We start from the raw sequence: 17833 nt of genomic DNA on the forward strand, positions 1-17833 counted from the left end.
TTATTCTCCTATTTTTAATCTAGACTTTAATTGAGTTAGTTTATTTTTTCCTATACCATCAATTTGTTTTAACTCATCAATTGAACTAAAATCATTAAAAGTATTTCTAAAATCTAATATTACTTTTGCTAATTTAGATCCAATCCCTTTAATTTTCTTAAGAGTTTCTTCATTTGCAGTATTTATATCAATTCTCATATCATCAAGATTTTCATCCCATGTTTTTAAAAGTTGTTCATCTATTGATTCAAGTTCTAATAAATCACTTGCATCTGTCACAATGTTATCTTTTAAATATTCTTGAATTTCTAATGCTAACTCCTCTTCCATACCATGAAGAGTCATAATATCAGTTAGAGAAGCACAATTGAAGTTTATTCTTTCTAAAACAAATTCATCTTTTAAGGCTTGATTATTTAACTCTTTTTTAATTGGTAAATCTTTAGAATTAACAGAAGCAGGGAAATCTGAATCAATTGATTTTTCTGTTAAAGACATATCAAATTTATCTTTAGGATCATTTATATACCATGTACCATCACAAGAAGGTTTATATTTACTAAACCCAATATGTCTCATAGTTCTAAGTAAAGATGAATCAATTTTTCCTAATTCTTCCCACGAATATAAAGGAATATGAGGTATTCCAAATCTTCCATTTGAAAAGTCCCACATTAAATATTGTCCAATCCAATCTCTAATATAAGGAAAGGCTGCAAATGCAGTCGCACACTCTAATATATATGCTTTATTAGTTTTGGCATCTATTGCTATATCACAAGCCCAATACTCAGCTTTTGCAGCTTTACTTGCATCTACTGCTAATTCTAAAGCATTCATAGGAACATTATCATAAGACATTGAACCACCTTGAGATGTATTAGTAATCCATTCACCAGCTCCTGAGAATCTCCAGAATGCACAAATTGGTTTATGTCCAATTAACATAACTCTTAAATCCCCTGAATATTTTAAATCAATTGCATTTTGTGTATAAATAGGATTATATTTTTTATCTTCTAATAATTTCTTTGCTTCATTATAATTATCTGCTTTGTGTACATAGTATCCACCATAATTAGATGGTCCATAAGACCTTTTTATAATTTGAGGATAAGAGGCTTTGTTTTTTAAATATTCAAAACCTTTTTTCTTATCATAAAAAATCTTTGTTTTAGGGATACTAAGATTATTTTTTTCACAAAATAAAGTTACATTCTCTTTTGATTTATTTGAAAATTGTGTTTGTAGTGAAGGAACAAACCTAACATGAGGTAACTCTTTTGATATCTCTACAAAAGTATCATAAGCAGTAGCTGGAATATTACCAATTAAGATATCAATCTTTTTTCTTTTAACTTCCTTAATAAATCTATCTTTATCATTTTTCCAATGATATACAACTTCTTCAATTTTATCTGGCCAACCTTTGAAATTTGAATGATCAAAGAATCTTAAAACATAATCAAGATATAAAAATCCCAATTTTGGTAATTTATCCATTTTCTCTCCCTTATTTTTTTGTTTTTTTATCAATTAAATTTGCTATTAGTTCTATTTTTTTATCATTAAAGTCCAGTCCAAGTTTTTCTTGCTCTGGTGTTGCAAAAGCAGGAATTCCATTTACTTCTAAAACTATATACTCTTCTTTTTTTCTATCATAAATAATATCAACTCCTGCAATATCAAGTCCTGTAACTTTAACAGCTTTTAGTGCCAAATTGATTACATCATCATTTACCTCTCTAGGAAAAACACTTCCTCCACTAGTAACATTTGTTTTCCAGCTTCCTTCTCTTGCCTTTCTTCCATAACAACCAACAAACTGTCCATCAACAATATCAATTCTGTAATCAGTATTATCATAATCTATAAATTTTTCTACATAAAAATATCTCAAATCCATCTGATTTAAAAAAGGAATTAACATATCTAATGTCTCTTGGTTTTCTATTTTTGTAAGACCAACTCCACCCCAACCATCAGTTGGTTTATAAACCATCTTAGTCCACTTCTCCATTATTTCTTGAAGATGATGAGTATCATCCCTATGACAAAGTTTATAATCGGCTGTTTGTATTTTGTTGTGCCTTAAAAGAAAAGATGTTTGAAATTTATCTTCTGTTAATTCAAAAGCATCATAAGAATTAATCATTGGTATTACATGATTTAATGCTTTATACAAATACATTTGATATTGCGTTTGCTCTCCTGCATTATAAGAAAAGAACAAATCTAATTTATCAAGTTTAATATCCTTGTATAAGATATGCCCATTTTTTGCAATTGCATCTCTTAAATTTATATTAGCAAGTACATCAATATCTCTTTGTTTTAATTGTTTAATTAATTTTTCTTGGATTTTATCTCCACCACCATTTTGATATAACCACATACCAATTTGTCTATTGCCCATACTATCCCTTCTATAAATATTTTTAATTGCTATTTTGATAATAATCTAAAATTTTTGTCATCATTTGTATTCGTTGTTCAAAAGAACTCTTAAGTGCTCTTTCTTTTAAAGTATGATCCCCATCCCCATAAGGACCGAAACCATCAATAGTAATTGTTCCACAATTTGAAACAATATTAGCGTCACTAACTCCACCTCTGTGTTCTTTAGGAATTTTTTGATTTGTAAGTTTTTCTAAAAAATTAAGATACTCTAATTGTTTTTGATTCTCTTCCATAACATCTCTTTGAATTATTCCATCAAGATGACAAATTGAACCTTCAACAAAACTAGTATTAGATATTTCCTCAACGCAACTCATCACTCTTTGTTTTTCACTTTTTTTATCAAATCTAAATTCAAACATCATTTCAAAAAAAGGAGATACTGTATTTATTCCTATTCCACCTTCACATTTTCCTACATTTACAATAGTACCTTCATCTAAATCAAGTAATTGACTATATTTTTGTAGTTTAATTGCTCCTTCAAGGTTTGCATTTATTCCTTTTTCATAAGAAGTACCTGCATGAGCTGCTTTTCCTTCTATTTTAACAATATATCTTCCAACACCTTTTCGTGAAGTTACTACTTCTAAATTTTTACCTGCAGCTTCAAAAACAAAACAATAATCATAATTTTTTGCTAAACTAGAAGTAACATCTTTAGAATCATCACTTCCAGTTTCTTCATCACTTACTAGTAAAAAATCGATATTATTAATTTGACCATATTTTTTATAAAGATTTCTAAGAGCTTCTAGTGCTACAATATTCCCACCCTTCATATCGCAAACACCAGGACCATAAATCCATTTTTCATCTTCTGTATAATCTTCAAAATAATTTTTTGGAAATACAGTATCATTATGACCTAATAATAATATTTTCTTTCCATTTTTTTTGTTTGATTTAAATAAAAGATGATCTCCAATAAGTTCTCTTTTATATTTAGTTGTAGAGTAGCCTATATTTTCAAGCCATTGTGTCATTTGTAAGCCAACTTCATCCACACCATCTTTATTTGCAGTATATGAATTGATTTTTACTATTTTTTTAAGATCTTCTAAATAGTTCATTTATTTTCACTTTTTTTAAATTATATAAATACACATAATATTATATCTTAAAAAAGTTACATTTTAGCTACTATAAAAAGTTTGGGTATAGTTTTAATTAATAATAAAAAAAGGGCATTTGTAAAAAATGCCCTTTTTGTAAGTAATATAAATATTATTTATTTATATTTTTATAAATGATAGTATTTTTTATTTTCACCAGAAATTATAAATCTTAGAGCATTAAGTCTGATAAATCCTTCTGCATCTTTTTGGTTATATACTTCATCTTCTTCAAATGTAGAGTGTGCTTCTGAGAATAAAGATTTTTCTGATTCTCTTCCAACTACAATAACATTACCTTTATAAAGTTTTAATCTTACTGTACCTTCTACATTTTCTTGTGTTTTATCAATAGCTGCTTGCATCATTTCTCTTTCAGGAGAGAACCAATATCCTTGGTAAATTAACTTAGCATATTTAGGCATTAATTCATCTTTTAAATGAGCAGCTTCTCTATCTAATGTAATTGATTCAATTGCTCTATGTGCTTTTAACATGATAGTTCCACCTGGAGTTTCATAACAACCTCTAGCTTTCATCCCAACATATCTATTTTCAACAATATCGATTCTTCCAATTCCATGTTTATTACCATATTTATTTAAAGTCTCTAAGATAGTTGCAGGTGACATTTCTTCACCATTAATAGCAATAGGATCACCATTTTTATATGAAATAGTAATATATTCAGCTTCATTTGGTGCTTCTTCAGGAGAATTAGTCCATAACCACATTGATTCTTCTGGTTCTGCATTTGGATCTTCTAATGATAAACCTTCATAAGAGATATGAAGTAAATTTGCATCCATAGAGTAAGGAGAAATTGCTGGATTTCCATTTTCATCTAAATGTTTTTTATCAATTTCTATTCCATGTTTTCTTGCATAAGCTAATAGTTTTTCTCTTGAATTTAAATCCCATTCTCTCCAAGGAGCAATAACAGTAATATCTGGGTTTAATCCTAAGTATCCAAGTTCAAATCTTACTTGATCATTTCCTTTTCCTGTAGCTCCATGTGATACAGCATCTGCACCCATTTTATTAGCAATTTCAATTTGTTTTTTTGCGATTAAAGGTCTAGCAATAGATGTACCTAATAAATATTCACCTTCATAAATTGCATTTGCTCTAAACATTGGGAATACATAATCTTTTACAAACTCTTCTTTGATATCTAAAATAAAAATATTTTCAGGTTTAATTCCACAAGCTAAAGCTTTTTCTCTTGCAGGTTCAACTTCTTCACCTTGTCCCAAGTCAGCAGTAAAAGTAATAACTTCAGCTTTATACTCATCTTGAAGCCATTTTAATATAGTTGAAGTATCAAGCCCACCACTATAAGCTAATACAACTTTTTTAACATCTTTTTTACTCATTTAATTTATCCTATGATTTCATATAAATTTTAAGCAAATATTATATCTAAATATATCTATAAAATAATTTAAACATATTATTAACCTTTACTTAATTTCCATTGTATAAAAAGCACTTTTAATAATAATTAGATATAATCTCTCTTATGAGAATAGATAAATTTTTAAACGCAGTAAATATAACAAAAAGAAGAGCAGTTGCTGAAGATATGCTTGAACACAAAGTAGTTTTTATAAATAACCAAGCGGTAAAAAAAGCAAAAGAGGTTAAAGTAGGGGATTTAATAGAAATTAGATATCTTGAAAAAATTGATAAATTTGAAGTATTACAAATACCAACTTCAAAGTCTACTCCAAAATCTAAAATGTCTGAGTATGTTAAGAAAATAGAAGGATAAATATGTTTAATACGGCAAAATTAAAATTTGATGATATATTTGAAAATAGGCTGCCTCAAGAAGAAGTTAGAGATTATTTAATTGAGTTATTTGAAAGAGGAGAAACAGCTGCTGAAATAGCAGGAGCTGCTAGTGCAATGAGAGATCATTTGATTCCTTTACCAGTAAATTATAGTATTAAAGAAAAACTAATTGATAATTGTGGTACAGGAGGAGATAAATCTAATTCATTTAATATATCAACTACTGTATCTATTATTTTAGCTGCTTGTGATTGTTATGTAGCAAAGCATGGAAACAGAAGTATTACAAGTAAAAGTGGAAGTGCTGATATGCTTGAAGCTTTAGGACTTAATCTTGAAATGTCACTTGAAAATTCAGCAAAAATGCTTGAAGAATCAAACTTTTGTTTTATGTTTGCACAAAAACATCATCCTGCCATGAAATATATAATGCCTATTAGAAAAAGTATCCCACATAGAACAATATTTAATATATTAGGTCCTTTATCAAATCCAGCTACTGTTTCAAAGCAGTTGATAGGTGTTTTTGATAAAACTTATATAAATAAAATTGCTTATGCTTTAGATATGCTTGATACAAAAAGATCAATCATAGTATCTTCAAAAGATGGAATGGATGAAGTATCAATTTCTGATATTTCCTATGCAACTTCACTAATAAATGGGAAAATAGAAGATTTTGAGATTGACCCAGAAGAGTTTGGATTAAAACTTGCTCCAAAAGAGTTTATTGTTGGGGGAGATGCTATTGAAAATGCTTATACAACAAGAGCTATTCTATCAAATGAACTAATTGGTCCAAAGCTTGATATTGTTTTAATAAATGCTGCCTTAGCACTAATAGTTGATGAAAAAGCAAGAGATATCAAAGAAGGTATAGAAATAGCAAGAGATGCCATTCAAAGTGGAAAAACAAAAGAAAAATTAGAAGAACTTATTAAAGTATCAAATCAATTAAAGTAGATGGTAATAACTTGAAAAAAAAATTTGAACTTGAAGAAAATGAATTAACGCAATTAATTTCATATTTAGATTCGATTGTAAAAAATAAAGATTATATTGTAATACTAAGGGGTGATTTAGCAAGTGGTAAAACAACTCTTGTAAAAAACTACGTAAAAGCTCAAGGATTAAATGACTTAGTTACATCTCCAACTTTTTCATTACAATCAATCTATAGTGATGAAATATATCATTATGATGTTTACAACAAAACTTTAGAGGAATTTATCTCTCTTGGAATGTTAGAAGAGTTTGAAAAAGAAGGTATTCACTTTGTAGAGTGGGGAGATAAAAAACTTCAAGAAATACTTACAGAATATGGATATGAAGTTTTAGTGATAAATATAGATAAAAAAGAGAATAAAAGGTTATATACAATTGAATCATAAACTACAAATAAAAGATATAACAAAATCAATTAAAAAAACAGAAATTTTACATGGTATTTCTTTAGAAGTAAATTCTGGAGAAATTATAGGATTATTAGGGCCAAATGGTGCAGGAAAAACAACAACTTTTTATACAGTATGTGGTTTAGTAAAACCAAGTTCTGGTGATGTTTATTTTGATGACAAGGAAATAACTCATTTACCTTTACATAAAAGAGCTTTAAAAGGTATAGGTTATTTACCACAAGAGTCTTCAATTTTTAAAGATTTATCAGTAGAAGATAACCTTATGCTAGCAGCACAAATAGTAACTGATGATAAAGAAGAACAGCACAAAAGAGTTGAAGAACTACTTGAAATATTTAATATTGAACCCATCAGACAAAGAAAAGGAGTATCTTTATCAGGGGGAGAGAGACGAAGAACTGAAATTGCTAGAGCTTTAGTTTCCCATCCTAAATTTTTATTACTTGATGAACCCTTTGCAGGAGTTGATCCAATTGCAGTAAAAGATATTCAAGAAATTATTTCACAATTAACAAAAATTAATATTGGCGTTTTAATTACTGATCATAATGTAAGAGAAACTTTAGAGATTTGTGATAGAGCTTATGTAATGAAAGCAGGGGCTTTACTTGCTAGTGGAACTAGTGAAGAAATTAAAAACGATAACAAAGTAAGAGAACATTACTTAGGAGAAGATTTTAACTTTTAAAGTTAAAATCTTTTTTTATCAACATGATATAATTTTATTTCTCCCTGTATTTTTTGCTTTATATAATGCTTCATCTGTTCTATTTAAAAAAGAACTTTCTTCATCATTTTCAAGTAAAGTTCCTACTCCAAAACTAGCAGTTAAACTCAAGTTCTTTGAACTAAAACTTTTTTCTTCAATAGCAAGTCTGATTTTTTCAGCAACCTTAATAGCCCCATCATTTCCTGTTTCAGGTAAAAGTATTAAAAACTCTTCACCACCCCATCTAACAACAATATCATGTTCTCTAACATTTGTTAAGACTACTTGAGCAATATCTTTTAATACTTCATCTCCAATTTGATGACCATAATTATCATTTATTTTTTTAAAGAAGTCTAAATCAAAAATTATTAAAGATAAATCATTCTTATATCTATGTCCTCTTCTTATTTCTTTTCCAAAAATTTCTTTAAATTTATTTCTATTATTTAATCCAGTTAAAGGATCATGACTAGCTTGATATTCAAGTAAATTAGATTTTTCTTTTAATTCTGTAATATCAGTAAGGGAAATTACAAAATAATTATCCTTCTCATCATAATTATCAATATTTATAGTAAAAATTCTTTGTTCATTATCTTCATTTTTTATTTTTACAACTCTATCAATTTCTGGTAAAGACTTTATATAAGTAATCCAACACTTTTGTTTTTGTAATAAATCTTTTGTAATAAAACCATACTCTTCTTGAAAAAGTTCATATACTTTTGGAGTTTTTGAAGTAAACTCTTCAATATCTTTAACTTTAAAAAACTCTAAAAATTTTTTATTCACATTTGTTAAAGTATCATTATTTGTAACTAATACTATGTTATCTTGTGCATCTAATATTGATTTCAATTTTTGAACTTCTTGTTCAACTCTTGATTCTAAAGAAACATTTAATTGCTCTAGTTCTTTCTTTAAAATAATTGGTTCAATTGCTTTTATCATACTTTCAACTAATTGATACAAATCAATAGGTTTCATAGCATAAGTGTTTACTCCAACATCAATAGCTTTTTTTAAAAAATTTGGATCATTATGTGCACTTGTAATTACAATAGGAATATCTTTATTTATTTCTTTTATTAAAGTACACATTTCCAGACCATCCATTTTAGGCATATTAATATCTGAAACAATTAGATCAATAGATGATGAGTTTTCTTTAAATAGTTCTAAACCTTCTAATCCATTTTGTGCAGAATATACATTTTCAACTAAAGAACCCAAAAGTTTAGCAGTAAATTCTCTTACATCATTTTCATCTTCTACATATAATACAGAGATATTCTCTAAAATTTCTTTATTCATTAATTACTCCTGCAAATTCATACAAATTAGGTTCTGGAATTGGTGCTGAAAAATAATAACCTTGAGAAAAATCTGCACCTAAATCTTTAATTATATTGAATATCTCTTCATTTTCAACAAATTCAGCAATTGTTTTTAAATTTAAATTCTTCGCAAACTCTACAATTGTTTTAGTGATTTTTAATGAGTTTTCATCTGTAGCAATATTTTTTATTAAGGAAGCGTCAATTTTTAAGTAATCAACATTCATTTTTAATAAATGTTCGAAATTTGAATAACCACTTCCAAAATCGTCAATTGCAACTTTACAACCTAATTCTTTAATTTCATCTACAAAATTTATTAAGTGTTGATAGTTTTTAATATTTTCATCTTCTAAAATTTCAAAAACAACTTTATTTGCCACTTTATATTTATTAAGCATTTCTTTTATAAAATCCAAAAATTGCAGATCTTCAATATCTTCATAGGAAATATTTACAGAAAATTCAAATGGTAATTCACTGAATTTTTTAAAAGACTTTTCTATTACTATTTTTGTAAGTTTTGAATATTGATTTGATTTTTTTGAGATATCTAAAAAGAAAAATGGAGATATTACTTTATTATCTTCATCAATAAGTCTTACAAGACACTCATACTTATCAACTTTCAATGTTTTATTATTTATCAGAGGTTGATAAAATACTACAATTTTATCATTTTGAAATGCTGTTTTTAACTTTTTTGACCATAGCATATTATTTTCATACTCTTGTAATTTATCTAATTCATCATAAAATACAAGATAATCCTTATGATCTTTTTTTGCACTTTGTAAAGCAATATCTGCTGTAATTAATTTATTATTTTTATGAGAAAAAGAAATTCCTGCCGTAATTCTCACATCAATTTCATATTGTTCATAATAAAAAACTTTTTTATAAACTTCTTCTGAAATATTCTGTACAATTTCCAAAAATTTATCTTGTTCTAAATTAGTATTTGTAATACAATAAGTATCAGCAGGGAACTTATATAAACTTAATTGTTTATAATCTTTAATACAATTATGTATTAATTCTCCAACACCTTTTAAAATATCATCACCAATTCTATGTCCAAAAAAATCATTAATTTCTTTAAATGAATTTATATCAAAAATTGAAATTCCGTCTAAATTCAACTTATTTTGTTGTAAACTATCAATTAGCTTTGCACGATTAGGCAAAGATGTTAAATTATCTGTATATAAAAGGTTATATAAATCATTTTTGTATTTTATTTCATGGGATATATCATTTAGTAAAATAATATTTGTATGATTGTGAGCCAAAAAGATTTTTTGTATAGTAAAATACTTTTTTTCATCTTTATCAAAAATACAAACTTTATTATCATCTTTTTCAGTTTTTTCTAACCAGTTATCATCACCTTTTTTTATACATTGAACTTCATTTTCAAATAAATTAGAAATTTTTTTATATTTCTTATTAATTTCCTCTTCATTTTTACATGAAGTCAATTGATTAAAATATTGATTAGAAAATATTACAGTCTTCCCATCTGTTAAAAAAAGAGGATTATTTATATTATTAATTATAGAACTTGATAATTCTTGCTCTTTTTTAATTTGAACATCTTTTGTATATAAACTTCTATAATTTTCAATTTTAAAATATAGCTCTTCAAAATCAATAGGAGAACTTAAATAATCAAACTCTTTTTTTGATACTTCTTCATTACAAATAAGTATAATATTTATATTTAATTCTTTACATTTAATTATTAATTCTTCATAGCTTTGAATTTTTGTATTAAGTACTAACAAATTAGTATTTTCTAAATTAAAAAAAACTTCTTTATTATTTGTAGAATAATTTATAGTAATATTATTAGTATATTTTTTAATGTGTTGACTAAACCCTGTGTATTCTTCTAGATTTTCATCAGCTATTAAGACACTAAAATGCATTCTTTACCTTAAAGTTATTTATTTTCATAGTTTTACATAAAAATGCTTTATACTTACTTTATATTAGCACTTTGTTATGTAAACTATAAAATTATAATTATTTTTTAAATATTCTTAAAGCATTATCTAAATCTTCTTGAGTATCAATTCCAAAAGATTTAGATTCAACTTTAACCATCGCAATAGTATTACCATTATCAATGGCTCTTAACTGTTCTAATTTTTCTACTGATTCTAGCTTTGAAGGGTTTAACTTACAAAATGCATTTAAAGACTTTTTTGTAAAACCATAAATACCTAAATGCCCATAATAACTTGAGTTTTCATAATGGTCTCTATGATAAGGAACTTTTGCTCTTGAAAAATAAATAGCATTACCTAACTCATCTAAAACTACCTTAACATGATTTGGATCATCTGCTAATTCTGAACTAATTTTTTTATAACAAGAAGTAATCATTACATCTTCTTTTTCTTCTATTACTTTTTTTACTCTATTTATAACGGCTTCAACAACTTGTGTTTCAATAAATGGTTCATCTGCTTGAACATTTACAATTATTTCATCTTCTGATAAATTTAATTTATTCACTGCTTCATTAATTCTATCTGTACCACTTTGATGCTCACTTGAAGTTAAAACAGCATCAAAACCATGCTCTTTCGCAAGGTCAATTACTTCTTGTGAGTCCGTAGCTATAACAACTTTATCAAGTGAACTTACTTGCTTTGCTGTTTTTATAACCATAGGTAACCCCATAATATCAACTAATATTTTATTCTCAAATCTACTAGAATTTAATCTTGCAGGTATAATAATCATTTTAATTCCTTATCTTATAAAACCTTATTTTTAGTGTATATATTATAATATTTTATCTTTAAATACGACTATGAAAGAAGAAATTAATGAAAAAAACTATTACTGTTATTGATACATTTGGATTTTTATTTAGATCCTATTATGCTTTACCCCCTTTAAAATCAAAAACTGGTTTTCCAACAGGACTATTAACTGGCTTTATGAATTTTATATCAAATATAGGTAAAGACTTTCAAACAGACTACTTAGTTTTCGCTCTTGATGCTAAAGGAAATACTTTTAGAAATGATATATACCCAGAGTATAAATCCCATAGACCTGATGTACCTCAAGACTTATTAACTCAACTTCCAGTTGCCATTGATTGGATAGAAAAAATGGGCTTTAAAACAGCAATTAGAACAGGATTTGAAGCAGATGATATTATTGCTTCTATTGCCCATGATGCTAAGCAAAAAGATTTAGAAGTTAGAATTGTTTCACATGATAAAGATTTATACCAACTTATAGAAGATGATTCTATTTATCTTTTTGATCCTATTAAAAAAGTAGTTATAAATGAAGAGAATTGTTACTCAAAATACGGAGTAAAACCTAATCAATTTACAGATTACCAATCATTATTAGGCGATAGTGCGGATAATGTACCAGGGGTAAAAGGTGTAGGTGCTAAAACAGCAGAAGCATTAATAAAAGAGTATGGAACACTAGATAATATCTATGCTAATTTAGAAAATATCGAGAAAAAAAGATGGAAAACTCTTCTTACAGATGGTAAAGAAATGGCATTTATATCTAAACAATTAGTTACACTAAGCCATGATTGTCATTGTATAGATAATATTGAAGAGTTTACACTACCAGAAGAGAATCCTATTTTAAAAATAGCTGATACTTTAAATGAATATGATATGAATAGAATTATTGACAGGGTAAATAAAAACGGTTTAAATTATAAAACTAAAATACCAGAACCAAAAGTAAAAGAAAATTATGAATATATATTATTAGATAATGAAAATGGACTTTTTGAAGTAATTAATTCTATTCCAAAAGACTCAATTGTTGCCTTTGACACAGAAACAACAGATGTAGATGCTAAAAATGCAAAAATTGTTGGTTTTTCTTTTGCTTATGAAACTAATAAAGCTTATTATGTACCTATTTCTCATTTTTACTTAGGAGTAGGGGAACAAATAAGTTTAGAAGCTTCAAAAAAAGCTATTAATAAATTAAATGAATTTAAACTAGTACTTCAAAATTTCAAATATGATTACGTAATTGTAAAAGAAAATCTAAATATAGAACTAAATCTTTATGCAGATATTATGATTTTATCATGGCTTTTAAATACCGCTGAAAAAATAGGACTAGATTATCAAGTTGATAAGTACTTTGATCATACAATGATAGCTTATAAAGATGTTGTTAAAAAAGGTGAGAATTTCTCAAATGTAAATATAAATGAAGCTTGTAACTATGCAGCAGAAGATGCACTTATGACTTTAAAATTATTTAATAAACAATTAGAGCTATTTAAAGAAGATGAAAATAGTGAACTTTTAGATATTGCATTTAATTATGAATTTGATTTTATAAAAGTTCTTAGTAATATGGAAAACAATGGAATTAAAATTGATACAAAAGTTTTAGAAGAATTAAAAATTTCTAATAATATTCATATTCAAGAATTAACAAAAAAAATATATGAATTAGCAGGAGGAGAGTTTAATATAAATTCTCCAAAACAATTAGGTGTAATATTATTTGAAACACTAGAATTACCAGTAGTTAAAAAAACTAAATCTGGTTATAGTACAAATGAAGTGGTACTTCATAAATTAGAAAACCAACATGAAATTATTCCATTATTACTAGAATATAGAGAAGCATATAAACTTCAATCAACATATTTAGAACCACTTTTAAAACTTGCTTTAGAAAATGAAAATAGTAAAATACATACATCATTTTTACAAACAGGTACAGCAACAGGAAGATTAAGTTCTAAAAATCCTAATTTACAAAATATCCCTGTAAGAAGTGAAGTAGGTAAAAGAATAAGAAAGGCTTTTATTCCACAAGATGGATATAAATTAGTAGGAATTGATTATTCGCAAATTGAACTTAGATTACTTGCACACTTTAGTGAAGATGAAGCTTTAGTAGAGGCTTTTCAAAATAATTTAGATATTCATAGACAAACTGCGGTTAAGATCTTTGGGGAAGAACACGCAGATGAAAAAAGATCAATTGCAAAATCAATTAACTTTGGATTACTTTATGGTATGGGAAGTAAAAAATTAGGTGATACTTTAGGAATTCCATCAAAAGAAGCAAAAGTTTACATAGAATCTTATTTTGAAGCTTTTAAAAATGTGAAAGATTATTTAAAATCAATTGAAGATTTTGCTTATGAAAATGGTTATGTAAAAACATTAATAAAAAGAAAAAGACTATTTGATTTTAATTCTGCAAATGGTATGCAAAAAGCAGCTTATTTAAGAGAGTCAGTAAATACACTTTTTCAAGGTAGTGCTGCAGATTTAATAAAATTATCTATGTTAGAGATTCATAAAAAATATGAAAATAATGAGAATGTAAAAATGTTACTTCAAATACATGATGAACTTATTTTTGAAATAAAAGAGAGTGAAGTTGAAAATATAACTTCTGATTTATCTAAAATAATGGAAAATATTTATAAATTAAAAATACCACTAGAAGTGTCTGTATGTGTAGGAGACTCTTGGCAAGATTTGAAATAATCTTAATTCTTACTTAATAATATCAAATATATAACTTTTATTTTGACAAGTAAAGAAATATTTGTTATTATTATGTATAAAATTAATATATAAAGAGTAATAACATGTTAAAAACAGTAAAAAATACAAGAAAGTTATACAACGCTAAGTTACTTTTTATTAGTGCTGATGAAACAGTTCATCAAACTATAGAAAATGAATTTGACGAATATTTTAAAGAATTAAAAATTGCAAAGAATTTAGATAGTGCAATAAAATTAGCTACTTCAACTACTTATGACATGGCAGTAATTGACACAAATGTTGAAGGTGTTTCTTTTTCTGAGCTTTGCAGTGAATTAACAGAAGTAGCTCCTACTTTACCAAAAATTGTTATTTCTGATTCTGATGAAAATGAAAATATTGTTACAGCTATTAACAATGGTGCTTATACTTTTTTATCTAAACCTTTAAGAGCAAAAGATATTAAATTAGCAGTTATTATGTGTCTAAATCAAACAAAAAGAGGTGATAAAATAGAATTTGATAATGGTATTTATTTTGATGAATATAGAGATCAATTCTTTAAAGCTGGTGGAGTATTAATAGAATTCACTAGACTTGAAAAATCATTCTTAAAACTATTAATTTCAAAAAGAAATGAAATTGTTGATTATGATTTAATCAAAGAAGTCGTTTGGAAAGGCAAAGATATGTCAATTTACACTATGAGAAATATTGTAAATAAAGTAAGACAAAAAACTTATTATGAGATAGTAAAAAATCATTCTAATAAGGGATATACAATAGATAATTTTAAAAAATAAGATTATCTATTTACAAATGTTAATAAAAAAGTTATAATATGCAAGAAGAACTAATAGTATCAAAAGAAGAGTTAATTAAACTTTTTGAGGAAGAAACCATAAAAGATACAGGAAAAGGTTGGCTTATGGAAGATAAGGAAGTGGATATTATAGCTTTACATGATATTGACCCTAAATTTCTACAAGATGTCACCAAAGCAAAGTTCTACAAATTAATTCAAAAAGGTAATAAATAATGTCGCATTGTCCATACTGCAAAAAGAAAATTGCTATGAGCAAAGCTTTTTGTTCAAGAAGCTGTAAAGAAAATTATTTTCAATTAATAGCTATACAAATTCCAAAACCATTCCTAAAAAGAATCTTTGTATTTTGTACTCCAGAACAAAGAGAAGCTGAGATAGAGAATTTTGCGAATAGACATGGATGGAGATTAGATTTATTAAAGAAGAAAATAGACGAATTAGCTATTGATTCTGGCTATATTGAAGAGAATAGTTAACAATTAGATTTGTTAACTATTTTTTTTATTTCTTTTACTAGCGTAAAAAAACACTCCTATACATACAAATAATACACCCGCAGACTGTAATATACCCATTGTTAGCCAGTCACTATATAAGAAACCTAACTGTACATCTGGCTGCCTAAAAAACTCTGCTGTAATTCTCATAAGAGAATATAAAATACCGTACATTAAAGCTAATTGACCATCAAAAGTTTTTCGATTTCTATAATAAACTAATATTAAAAATACTACTAAACCTTCTAATATAGCTTCATATATTTGAGAAGGATGTCTTAAAACTCCATCTACATAAATTCCCCAAGGAACATCAGTTGTTCTACCTATTAACTCTTGATTGAAAAAATTACCTATTCTTCCAAATACATAAGCAGCTGAAATACCAAGTACAGCAATATCAGTTACAAACCAAAATGAAATTTTATTTTTTCTACAAAATAGATATGAAGCTAATATAAATCCAATAAATGCTCCATGATAAGACATTCCTGAAATACCAACAAATTCTCCACTATTTCCAAAAGGATTAAATATTTGCCATGGGTGAGTAAGATAATAAATAGTATTTGGATCATAAAAAAGTATATATCCAAGTCTAGCACCTAAAATTACACCTATTTCTGCCCACCAAATATAAGAATCAAAAGTATCTTCTGAAATTGCTAATTTATCTTTTTTTATAAACCATTTTGCTATAAAAATTGCTGAGAGTAAGGCTAGAGCATACATAATCCCATACCAATGTACAGAAACCCCTGCAACATTAAAAGCTACAGGGTCAAAATGTGAGTAAATATTTTGCCATTCTTGCATTATTAATCTAAAGCCTCTGCAATTAATTCTATAGGATTCTTAAATACAACTTCTTCAACATTTGATTGATGTAAAGAGTTAGTGATTTGCATTCTACATGCACTACATTCAGCACTAACAACTTGTGCTTTTGTATCTTTAATCATTGCAGCCTTTGGAGCACCTGCTGCTTTTGCAAAATCATATTTTTCTGTTTGCATAGTAATTCCACCAAAACCACAACATCTATTAGAGTCACTCATTTCTGTTAATACATAATTTTGTTTTAATAAATTTCTTGGTTCTTCCCAAACACCTTGCATTTTTTTTGCATGACATGGATCATGATAAGTTACTACATCTTCCATTTTTTTATTTGAGTTTGCTAAAATCTCTTTTAATTGAGTGTTATTTTCTAGCCATTTAGTAGCTAAAAATACCTTTTTAGAAATTTTTTGAGCTCTTTCTTTCCATTGAGGTTGGTCATGTAAATAATGTTCCCAGTCTTGATTAATCATTGCTGAACAAGTTGCTTCTGGAATAATAATTGCATCTACTTCATCAATCCATGATTCAAAGTATTCAATATTATATTTAGTTAAATAATCTACAGTATCAAAAGCACCTGTAAAGTAAGCAGGAGCTCCACAACATTTTTGTTTTTTAGGAATAAAAATATCAAGTTCTAATTTTTTTAAAATCTTAACTAATGAATCTCCTGTATTTGTATATGTATAATTACTCATACATCCAATAAAAACAGCTACTCTACCTTTTTTGTTTTCTTCTTGTTTCTTATGTTTTGCAAAAATATTTTCCGGATATTTCTTTAAAAAACTTCTCATATCAGCAAAAGGTAAAGCTCTATCTTTTTTTACTATTGGTAGTGAAAATCTTGGAAGAGCAGATTGTTTTGTCTTATCAATTTTTAAAGCACAAGTTTGAAACATCCAACCTAAAGAAGATAGTAAATCCATAGTTTTTCTATGTCTTAATAAGTAGAAGAAAAACCTTTTATACCAAGCAATTCCGTATTTTTTAGCAATATCACTTCTTACTTGTTCAATTACCATATCTGTAGGTAAGTCATTTGGACAGGCCTCAACACAGTTAGTACATAAAAAACATGATTCAAAAATATTTTTTGCATTTTCATCAAGTTCTAATTGGTCATTTTCATAAGCCCCCAATAAATCAATAAATCCTCTAGGACTAGTTGCTTCATCTTGGTTTATATTAAAAATGGTACAAACAGGTTTACATTTACCACATTTAACACAATCATCAGCGATTGCATTATAATTAAATTTATTAATTTTTGACACTTTTATTACCTTATTTGATTTAAAAT

General features: G+C 26.6%; 17 protein-coding genes. 8 read left to right on the top strand and 9 right to left on the bottom strand.

Going from position 1 to position 17833, the window contains the following annotated elements:
• The 4 genes from ACH5BK_RS01575 to ACH5BK_RS01590 all read right to left on the bottom strand — a co-directional run bounded on the left by ACH5BK_RS01575 (window position 1) and on the right by ACH5BK_RS01590 (window position 4951).
• Entirely contained in the window at window positions 1-1503 is a 1503-nt protein-coding gene (locus tag ACH5BK_RS01575; RefSeq protein WP_404304050.1) for a helix-hairpin-helix domain-containing protein, read from the bottom strand.
• A 10-nt stretch (window positions 1504-1513) separates the two neighbouring features.
• Window positions 1514-2416: a RimK family alpha-L-glutamate ligase gene (locus tag ACH5BK_RS01580; RefSeq protein ID WP_404304051.1), complete on the bottom strand. Its 903-nt coding sequence runs from the start codon at window positions 2414-2416 to the stop codon at window positions 1514-1516.
• A gap of 22 nt (window positions 2417-2438) precedes the next feature.
• Window positions 2439-3533 (bottom strand): M20 family metallopeptidase, encoded by a 1095-nt coding sequence (locus tag ACH5BK_RS01585; RefSeq protein WP_404304052.1) that lies wholly within the window; start codon window positions 3531-3533, stop codon window positions 2439-2441.
• Window positions 3534-3703: 170 nt separating this feature from the next.
• Entirely contained in the window at window positions 3704-4951 is a 1248-nt protein-coding gene (locus ACH5BK_RS01590) for an argininosuccinate synthase (RefSeq protein ID WP_404304053.1), read from the bottom strand.
• Between the two features lie 146 nt (window positions 4952-5097).
• On the opposite strand from ACH5BK_RS01590, the gene ACH5BK_RS01595 reads away from it, so the two are divergent.
• Genes ACH5BK_RS01595 through lptB form a run of 4 tightly spaced genes read left to right on the top strand, consistent with a single transcriptional unit; the run spans window position 5098 to window position 7478 of the window.
• A complete protein-coding gene (locus tag ACH5BK_RS01595) occupies window positions 5098-5349 on the top strand; it encodes a S4 domain-containing protein (protein WP_404304054.1) in 252 nt (83 codons plus the stop codon).
• A gap of 2 nt (window positions 5350-5351) precedes the next feature.
• A complete protein-coding gene (gene trpD / locus ACH5BK_RS01600; RefSeq protein WP_404304055.1) occupies window positions 5352-6335 on the top strand; it encodes an anthranilate phosphoribosyltransferase in 984 nt (327 codons plus the stop codon).
• An 11-nt stretch (window positions 6336-6346) separates the two neighbouring features.
• The gene (gene tsaE / locus ACH5BK_RS01605; protein ID WP_404304056.1) at window positions 6347-6763 is read left to right on the top strand and encodes a tRNA (adenosine(37)-N6)-threonylcarbamoyltransferase complex ATPase subunit type 1 TsaE; all 417 of its coding nucleotides are present in this window, start codon (window positions 6347-6349) and stop codon (window positions 6761-6763) included.
• The gene (gene lptB, locus ACH5BK_RS01610; RefSeq protein WP_404304057.1) at window positions 6753-7478 is read left to right on the top strand and encodes an LPS export ABC transporter ATP-binding protein; all 726 of its coding nucleotides are present in this window, start codon (window positions 6753-6755) and stop codon (window positions 7476-7478) included. The genes tsaE and lptB overlap by 11 nt, the downstream gene beginning before the upstream one ends.
• 18 nt (window positions 7479-7496) lie before the next feature.
• Here the strand turns inward: lptB and ACH5BK_RS01615 are convergent, their stop codons facing one another.
• The 3 genes from ACH5BK_RS01615 to kdsB all read right to left on the bottom strand — a co-directional run bounded on the left by ACH5BK_RS01615 (window position 7497) and on the right by kdsB (window position 11593).
• Entirely contained in the window at window positions 7497-8816 is a 1320-nt protein-coding gene (locus ACH5BK_RS01615; protein ID WP_404304058.1) for a diguanylate cyclase, read from the bottom strand.
• On the bottom strand, window positions 8809-10770 hold the full coding sequence (locus ACH5BK_RS01620; RefSeq protein WP_404304059.1) for an EAL domain-containing protein: 1962 nt from the start codon (window positions 10768-10770) through the stop codon (window positions 8809-8811). The genes ACH5BK_RS01615 and ACH5BK_RS01620 overlap by 8 nt, the downstream gene beginning before the upstream one ends.
• 97 nt (window positions 10771-10867) lie before the next feature.
• Window positions 10868-11593: a 3-deoxy-manno-octulosonate cytidylyltransferase gene (gene kdsB, locus ACH5BK_RS01625; protein WP_404304060.1), complete on the bottom strand. Its 726-nt coding sequence runs from the start codon at window positions 11591-11593 to the stop codon at window positions 10868-10870.
• An 86-nt stretch (window positions 11594-11679) separates the two neighbouring features.
• Between kdsB and polA the strand changes: the two genes are divergently transcribed.
• From polA to ACH5BK_RS01645, 4 genes are all read left to right on the top strand, one after another.
• Complete coding sequence (polA, locus tag ACH5BK_RS01630) at window positions 11680-14361, top strand: DNA polymerase I (RefSeq protein WP_404304061.1); 2682 nt, start codon at window positions 11680-11682, stop codon at window positions 14359-14361.
• 104 nt (window positions 14362-14465) lie between these two features.
• Window positions 14466-15167 (top strand): response regulator transcription factor, encoded by a 702-nt coding sequence (locus tag ACH5BK_RS01635; protein ID WP_404304062.1) that lies wholly within the window; start codon window positions 14466-14468, stop codon window positions 15165-15167.
• A gap of 38 nt (window positions 15168-15205) precedes the next feature.
• On the top strand, window positions 15206-15403 hold the full coding sequence (locus ACH5BK_RS01640; RefSeq protein WP_404304063.1) for a hypothetical protein: 198 nt from the start codon (window positions 15206-15208) through the stop codon (window positions 15401-15403).
• On the top strand, window positions 15403-15666 hold the full coding sequence (locus tag ACH5BK_RS01645; protein ID WP_404304064.1) for a DUF2116 family Zn-ribbon domain-containing protein: 264 nt from the start codon (window positions 15403-15405) through the stop codon (window positions 15664-15666). The genes ACH5BK_RS01640 and ACH5BK_RS01645 overlap by 1 nt, the downstream gene beginning before the upstream one ends.
• Before the next feature lie 12 nt (window positions 15667-15678).
• Here the strand turns inward: ACH5BK_RS01645 and lgt are convergent, their stop codons facing one another.
• Both lgt and ACH5BK_RS01655 read right to left on the bottom strand, forming a co-directional pair.
• Window positions 15679-16503 (bottom strand): prolipoprotein diacylglyceryl transferase, encoded by an 825-nt coding sequence (lgt, locus tag ACH5BK_RS01650; protein ID WP_404304065.1) that lies wholly within the window; start codon window positions 16501-16503, stop codon window positions 15679-15681.
• Between the two features lie 2 nt (window positions 16504-16505).
• Window positions 16506-17807 (bottom strand): (Fe-S)-binding protein, encoded by a 1302-nt coding sequence (locus ACH5BK_RS01655; RefSeq protein ID WP_404304066.1) that lies wholly within the window; start codon window positions 17805-17807, stop codon window positions 16506-16508.
• Window positions 17808-17833 lie beyond the last annotated feature (26 nt).

Source organism: Arcobacter sp. YIC-80, assembly GCF_044841725.1.
Taxonomy (GTDB): Bacteria; Campylobacterota; Campylobacteria; order Campylobacterales; family Arcobacteraceae; genus Arcobacter_B.